This is a genomic window from Coprobacter sp., from assembly GCF_982436375.1.
In genome coordinates this window covers 1-8,059 of record NZ_CEWDCG010000143.1, presented here as the reverse complement: position 1 = coordinate 8,059, position 8,059 = coordinate 1, and the positions used below count along the sequence as shown (strand labels likewise).

The window sequence follows — 8,059 nt, the reverse complement described above, 5'->3', positions numbered from 1 at the left end:
GGTTAGGACCAATTTAGACTTTATAAAAATATTTCTTTAACTTGTTATTCTTGTTGCAATAGAAAGTTTCTTTTAGAGATAAAGATAAATTCTTATAAAATGTAGGGTGATATAGCGTAGTATAATTTTTTTTGATCTTAAATCGGTACATGAATATGAAATCTTATTTAGTGTTTTTTATTCTTTTCCTTTCCGGTAACTTTATCGGCCTCAAGGCTCAGTCGTCATTATTGATGGAGACTTCTTTACCTCGAGATAGAGATACTTTAATTATGCAGCAGGTGACTTTTTGTGCTCCGGGAGACAGTGGAACTAATGTTACATGGGATTTTCGGGATTTGGAATATTTAGATGTCGAGAAACGTGTGTTTTATAAAGGAAGATTAGACTCGATTCTTTGTATGTATCGAAATAAAACAGCATATAAATATAGGTTGTCAGGGGATTCTCTTTTGTTCTTAGGTTATGAAAATCCTGTGACAAAGATGTGTTTTGTGTCACCTGTGCCTGTGCTTCGTTTTCCTTTCTATTACGGAGATACGATAGCTTCTCCCTTTATAGGAAACGGAGGATATTCCCATGTTTATTCTCTCAAATCATACGGTTATTCCGAGACGGTTGCCGATGCGTCGGGTATATTGTTTCTGCCGGGAGAAGATACGCTTCGAAATGTAATTCGGTTACATAGTAAAGAGCGTGTGGGTTTGCGGTTTATCGATTTTGACATATTCGGCCGGCAAGATTCTTTATTTACGGTTTCTTCGATCGGAGATCGGTTGACTGCTGATAGTGTTATATGGCAAGTCGATACATATCGGTGGTATTTGCCGGGATATCGTTATCCGGTATTGGAAACCATTGAAAATACGATTGATTGGAAAAGTAAGTCGGTGCGACATTTTTTTATCAGTATGCTATATTCTCTTGAAGAGCAAAGGTCGCTTGACAGAGATTCGGAGAATGAGCAGGTCAGGGAGCGAATATTTTTATCAGACAAAAAATACCAAGGGTGCTCCGAACGTTCCGGAGCGTTGTCAGATATGTCTGATCTGTTTTCTCTCTCATGTAAAATAGATCCGGTCGGCAATAGGGCTACAGTTTATGCTGGCCTTAATCGATCCTCGAGGATGGAGATATTGCTTGCCAATATGTCGGGAACGGTACTTTATCATGAATCGCCGCGAACCGTAGAGCCGGGATATTATGTCTCGGATATAGATTATGACCGATATTCTGAAACGGAGTTTATCATTACCGTTATTATCGGAGATAAACGAGAAAGTTGGAAAATAAAGAAAAGATAACCTTTGCTTAGAGCCGGTCTGAATTTTTCAATAAAAAATACGATCAGGACATCTTTTCCCGGGCTGTTTTCCCGTTCTTATTTGTCAGATAACAGGCTATCTTTCTCATAAGACAGAAAAACATCCTCGAACGAAACTCTCAAAACCGATCCGGGCAAAATTCAGACAACATCTTGTTTGGTTATAGTGAGAATTATTGATTGAAGGATGCGTAACTATTATGATCTTTTTATATTATGAAAAACATCGATAAGTATTTGTTTTTGCCGTTTGTTTTATGTTTGTTTGTTTTTTCCGACCTTAAGGCTGACGAATCTCCTGCAGACTACAGAATAAATGTACCGTCACCGCAAGCCTACGCTTTTGCACAGTATGCCGATATGCCGGTAAGCTTATACACCGGAATACCTTCGATCGAGGTTCCGCTTTTTACAATTGAGATAGGGAATTTTACCTTTCCGATAACATTGAGCTATCATGCGTCCGGAATAAAAGTTTCACAAGAAGCCAGTTGGGTGGGGTTAGGCTGGAACCTGAATGCCGGGGGCAATATAAGTCGTACGGTCAGAGGCCTTGATGATCTTATGGGCGGTTATTATTATCAAGATGCGCAGATTCCTGATCAATTTGATAATTCAAGAGATGATATAGTGTCCTTGGTAGGGGTAGATGCTTATAATCTTGTTGTTAGAATCAATGCGGATACGGAACCGGATGTGTTTTACTACAATTTTGCGGGATATAGTGGAATTTTTTATGCTAAAAATTCAGGACGTAAAGAGGAAAACGGTTTTTATTTGTGCGATCCCGAACAGAATCTGAAAATGTCGTTTACTTATAAAGATCAGTCATTCAGTATTATCTCACCGGACGGTACACGATATTTATTCAAGCCGTCCGCCTCTACCGGTTCGGCGACAGTGGTATTGGAAGGATTCAGAATGCCTTATACAGATATGACCCGGTTCCCGTTTTTTGAAGATCGTGTACAAAATATGATTACGAGTTGGGATTTGTCGGAGATTATACTTCCGAATAAGGAAAAGATAGAGTTCGAGTATATTACGGTGGCATATCCTTTTCTTCCGTCAAGTGCCAGTATCATACAGAAAAAATATTTGCCTGTATATGCGGTAAAGAATACCGGATTTCCGGTTTACGCGACAGAAAAATATGAAACTGTTTGTTCGATGAGTATGGTAAATTACCAGAAGTTTCTGAAAAAGATTACATGGAGTTCGGGATATATTATGTTTGAGACAAGTTCTCGGAAAGACTTTGCCCGCAATACATTCAAGCCGGGAGGGGAGAATCTGAAGCTCGATAAGATGTCTTTGTTCCGAACGGGCGACAGTGCGCCCTTTAAGGAGGTCGTTTTTCATGAAAGTTATTTTAGTAACCCTGACGAACCGGAAGATCAGTATAATCTTCGGCTTCGATTAGACTCTCTTTCTGTTTGTTCGGGACAGATTCGGGAAATCCATCGTTTCGGCTATGACGTCCGTCATTCGTTGCCACCCAAATACAGTTTTGCCCAAGATATGTGGGGATATTATAATGGGTTGAATAATACGATATTCTATCCCGAAATTTCTGTATCCCGCAATTATTATAAGGCTGACGGGAAGACGATTGTATATAAAAAAGGAGATATATTGCGGGGGGCGGATCGCAAACCTCGTGCCGAATATATCACCACCGGTATGTTGACTTCTATGGAGTCACCCGAAGGTGGAGTGACGACATTCGAGTATGAGCCGAATGATGCGATAAGCGAGTATTCCGAGATTGTTTTCTTGCATAAGGACACTCTTTATAAGCCGTATAATGTCGAGGTCGATACATTTCATTTTACATTACATACTGACGGCTGGATAAAACTGGACTTTTTATATAATGAAGGAGCGATGGGTGTTGGAGGCAGTGCGTATAAAAATAATATGATCTCTATCTATAACTCTGCCGGAAAGGAGGTCAAGACATGGGGTAGTCAGAATTTTCCGGATATACCGTTTACATATACGATCAAGGATTCGAGCAAATATGATAAAGGAAACTATTATTTGGTATTCAGAACCGATAATTATCTCAACCAGAATCTGAAACTGGCTTTTTACGGACACTTTAACAGGATCGGCCTTGTACAGGGCGGAGGGGTGAGAATATTCCGGATAAAGTCTCCCGTAAATACGAGAGAGTTTACTTATACCGACGCGACAGGACATGCCTCTTCCGGGATCTTTATACGCAAACCTTTTTATGAAAGTATGCAGACTTATGCTACATATAGTACTTTCCTTGATAACGATGGCAGTATTCGGCCGGTTCGGGATGGTTTTAAGGAGTATATAGTTCAGCAGTCCGAATCGGTATATCCGCTTGCCGGTCCGTCGATAAACGCTGCGGTGGGTTATAGTCGTGTTTGTATGACGACCTGTTCTGACGATAAATTTTTCAAAGAAGATTACTTTTATCACAATGAAGAGGAGGCTGTAGATTTCAGATATGTCGGGATGCCCGGTGAATGTATATATATGAACGGGAAGTTGCTGACGCATAATATTTATGAAGACTCTCAATTGATAAAAAATATCAAGTATGAATATAAATGCGATACCATAGCCGTTTTGAACGCGTGGTTTCAGGATTATTGCAATATGGGAGATATAGGAACATATCATGTGCCGATAGGGCATTGCCGGATCGAGCGGGAGACCGAAGGCTGTTTCGATACTCGTTCTTTGACTAAATATTGGAAGACGACCCGTTATAAACAATATAATCCGCATAATTATTTGCCTTCGGAAATCTCGGTCGACGATGGGTTGAAAGAGAAAACCGTGCGCACTATTTATACGGTCGATTTGAATTATATACCGCTTTATAGCGAAATGTGCGGTAATACCGGTAACCGGATAACCGATCCGGTCGAGATTCGCACTTATGATAATAGCGGACTGATACAAAAAGAGCTGCATACTTATAAAAAAAATGAGAAAAACGGGAGTTTCGTACCTGATGCCGTGTATAACTATTACAGGGGATCTCCGAGACCGGCAAGCGATTTTGACGGGAGTAATATTTCTCAGTACGGGTTACCCGACTATATGTTCTCTTGTTATGATAAATATGATAATGTTATCGAAGTGAAGAGCCGGACGGGAGAAAGCGAAGTTTATATATACGGATACGGCGGTCGGTATGTGATTGCCCGCATTCAGAACGCTACGCTCGAAGAAGTGGAAAAAGCGGGTATAGGAGCGGTTGATTCTTTTGCGACCGGGACGGAACCGAGCGAGGAGGAATGGAACAAGCTGAATGCGCTCCGAATATTATTGCCCCGTGCGTTGGTATATGTTTATAAATATGAATCGATGGTCGGGGTGATATCGATTACCGATCCCAAAGGAATGACCTTGTATTACGAATACGATGCCAAAGGAAGGTTGGTCGTTGAACGGGATGGGGACAATAATGTGATCAGAAGTTACCGTTATACTTTAAAGAACGAAAAATGAGGACACGTGCAGTATTTTTATCGATATTGATTTTTCTGTCGGTCGTTTTTCCGGCCGGCGCTCAAGAAAACAGCGTTATGATCCGTACGTTTACAAGTGCGGTGCAAGATCCGTCGCAAGGATCGGATGAAAATACGATAACCGTCGTCGGATATTACGATACGGCGGGAAGACTTCGTCAGACTTTACGCAAGGGATTTGCTCCGGACGGTTCAGACCTCGTGGATTATATCGATTATGACGCTTTGGGCCGGAAGATCGCCGAATATGATCCTATACCCGTTACCGGTAATAATGGGAGGTTTGTAGAAAAAAGCGTATTTCAGCAGGGTTCTGCATGGAAACGGGAATATGATTATGCCTTGTCGGCACAGAATCGTATGACATCTGCGGCGGGTTTGCATTACGGAGGAGGAAACATCGCGTGCAAATATGGTCTGAATTCAGATGTTTCGACAGAATATACGCTTCATTCGCTTATCCCTGTTTCTGTCGGTTTCTGTCGTTACCGGATAAGTTGCACTCCGGCAAAAACCGGGAATTTTCATGTTACGGAGATTCGGGATGAAGATGGCAAGCGGTCGTTGCGCTTTACCGCCCCCGACGGCAAGACGGTACTCGAACGGGTTATTGCAAATGATGGTTTTCATGACACTTACTATCTTTATGACGCGCTGGAACGTCTTGTCGGAGTAATTCCTCCGGAAGCGGCATCCGTATTGTCAGACGGATCGACCTATTATTCGGATGATCAAGTCATGGCATATTATGGTTATTGGTATGCTTATGATCATAGGAATCTGAAAACCGGCGTAAAACTTCCCGGGGCGGAGATACATTATATCGTATATGACGGAGAAGGACGTCAGATACTCCGGCAGGACGGGAACCTGCGTAAACGCGGTGCATGGATGTTCTTAAAATATGACCGGTTGGGAAGGCCGGTTTTGCAAGGTATTGTCGAAGATACTCGGGACAGAGCGGCGATAGCGGCGATATGGGAAGACCGTGCGGTTACCGAGACCTTTTCTGGAGAAGATTTTTTCTGTGTGGGATATACCGATGACTGTAAGCTGGGACAAGGGGAGTATTCCGTTATTTCCGCATGGTTTTACGATACATACGATTTTACCGGTCAACTGCCTATCGGAACAGATTATTTCCCGACAGAGTTACCTGAAAACACGCGCGGGCTGCAGACCGGAATGTATGAGGCCGTGCTGAACCGTCCCGAGACAGGCCGCACGACTCTTTTTACATACGATGACAAAGGCCGCCTGAAAGAAACCTATCGGTCTGACTTTTCCAGCGGAAATAACAGCCGACACGCATTACACTATGATTTTCAGGGATTGGTAACCGGGGAGGATAACCGCTATGAGGGCATCGCCAACGTAAATTTTCGGTATATATATGACTATGCCGGCAGAAAGACGGCCACCCGTTACCAATATATAAATCCTAAACTGACCTCTCCCGACTTCTTGCCGCTATCGAGCATGCAGTATGACAGTTACGGGAGACTTCGGAGCGAACGCGCTCTTCACGACAGTATCACGGTAAACTATGGTTACTATCCCGATGGTACGCTGAAACAGATAGATAATCCCGGGCGTTTCTCGGAACTGTTGTGTAAATCGTCGGCCGTGACGACACCCTATACAAAACAGCGGTGTTTAAACGGAAATATCAATGATATCCGGATCAGTCAGATGGGCAGGTCTTATTTCTGGCATTACGAATACGACCTTGCCGACAGGCTTACGCTGGGTATGATGTATGATGCCGAAGCGTTTAACCGGCAATCGGGCGAAGGTGAACGGTTCGCTTACGACAAGATGGGGAATATTACACTGCTCCTGCGAAGGCATAACGGGGCGGATGTGGATTGTCTCAATACGGTTTACCGTGGAAACCAGATACAAAGAACCGGGAACGTAGGAGGGGGCAATTATGATTACGACTTTCCCGGTTATACGGATGCCGCCGATGAAGAGACAGAAGTGGCGTACGACGCCAACGGAAACGAGATCTTTAACCTCGATAAGGAAATCGTCGCGATTCGGTATAATGTACTGAATCTGCCCGACACGATACAATTCGCCAACGGAAACCGCATCGTCAATTATTATTTTGCGGGCGGGGAGAAATCGGGGAGCGTATCGCGCACATATCTTACTCCGTTGTCGGTACCGTTAGACGAGGTAACCGACAGCAAAGATCCCCACAAAGATGTTTCGGAGTCCAAGGCCGGGAACTTGGTGTGTAAAAACGGTTCGCTGAGCCATATTTTGTTCGACGGAGGATATTTCTCCCTCTCGAGAAATTATGGCGGCAGTATGACGAATCCGAAAATTTATACGTATATTCGGGATCATTTGGGCAGTATCCGTTTGGTTTGCGAGGGCAATACGGGAGAAGTGGTGCAGAGCCTCGAATATTTCCCGTCGGGTCTGATATTCCGAAGCATGTGTTTCGAATGGCAACCTTACCGTTTTACAGGAAAGGAGTTGATAACGGAACACGGTCTCAACCGGTACGACTCGAAGGCGAGAATTCAGGATTTTCAGATACCCGGATTCACGACATTAGATCCGCTATGTGAGAATTACTACGGAATATCACCGTATTCGTATTGTGCCGGGAATCCGGTAAGTCGGGTTGATCCGAACGGAATGAAGTGGGATGATCCTGAAGAAGCAAAAAAGTTAAAAAAACATATTGATGATAAAATTACGTCTCTCAATATGGACATAAATAAAAATCAAGCTAAACTAAATAAAGGAGGACTTAAAGAAAAACAAATTACAAAATTGAATAAAAAAATTTCTGAAGCACAAGATCGAATATCTAACCTTAACGTCAGTAAAGGAGATATTGACAGATTGGATGCCGATCAAAATAATATTTATTCTTTAAGTTATATATCCGGCGGATTACATACTGTCAGACAAGGTAGAGACAACAAAATATGCATTGAAACTTCCTCTGATGCTCTATCCATACATGAAATAACCCATGTACGACAATCATTGGATGCAGGGGGACTGAGGTTTTCATCAAATGGAGAACTGTTAAATGCAGGAATAGGAATAAGAGGAGTCGGAAAAATGGAAATAGAAGCATATCAAATGCAATATTCCTTTGATAAATCTTTTCCCGGCAGCACAGGAGGTAAAGGCCTTCAAGGTATCGATTTCCATTCTGTTGGAAATATCCGAAATGGGGGGACATTGG

General features: G+C 42.7%; 3 protein-coding genes. All 3 read left to right on the top strand.

Annotated elements, in window-relative coordinates; translation table 11 throughout:
• The first annotated feature begins 155 nt into the window (after nucleotides 1-155).
• Nucleotides 156-1,304, top strand: a complete 1,149-nt coding sequence (locus AC1WHX_RS08640) for a hypothetical protein (RefSeq protein WP_147404870.1) — start codon at nucleotides 156-158, stop codon at nucleotides 1,302-1,304.
• Between the two features lie 236 nt (nucleotides 1,305-1,540).
• Nucleotides 1,541-4,822: an RHS repeat protein gene (locus tag AC1WHX_RS08635; RefSeq protein ID WP_278585109.1), complete on the top strand. Its 3,282-nt coding sequence runs from the start codon at nucleotides 1,541-1,543 to the stop codon at nucleotides 4,820-4,822.
• Nucleotides 4,819-8,059 (top strand): RHS repeat domain-containing protein (locus AC1WHX_RS08630; protein ID WP_481229165.1); only part of this gene is annotated, 3,241 nt, incomplete at its 3' end. The genes AC1WHX_RS08635 and AC1WHX_RS08630, both read left to right, overlap by 4 nt.